The organism is Providencia sp. Je.9.19 (assembly GCF_051129765.1).
Classification (GTDB): Bacteria; Pseudomonadota; Gammaproteobacteria; order Enterobacterales; family Enterobacteriaceae; genus Providencia.
The window spans coordinates 1-255 of the sequence record NZ_JBCPSS010000065.1 but is presented as its reverse complement, the minus strand read 5'-3'; the positions used below and the strand labels follow the sequence as shown (position 1 = coordinate 255).

Below are 255 nucleotides of genomic sequence, written 5' to 3'. Positions count from 1 at the left end.
CGGTTGTTGCTCACGAAGGGGCACCATCAACGTCGGTGATACCGACACCGGCCCCCATGGTGAATGTCGAGACGATGAGCGCGGTCTCTTCTGCCCCGGCGCGTGAAGCATCAACCTTGGGTTGGGGCAATTTGCAGCTGCGAAACCCGTGAGAGGCCATGGGCCATACACGATGAAGACACATGAACGATGCACAGACGTTGCATATTGATACCGTGAACACAGAGAGCTAAACCATGAATTTGCAGAATATCC

General features: G+C 54.5%; 1 protein-coding gene. It reads right to left on the bottom strand.

The window, feature by feature from the left end; translation table 11 throughout:
• On the bottom strand, positions 1–255 hold a 255-nt coding region (locus AAZR93_RS21725; RefSeq protein ID WP_434721055.1), incomplete at both ends, for a hypothetical protein.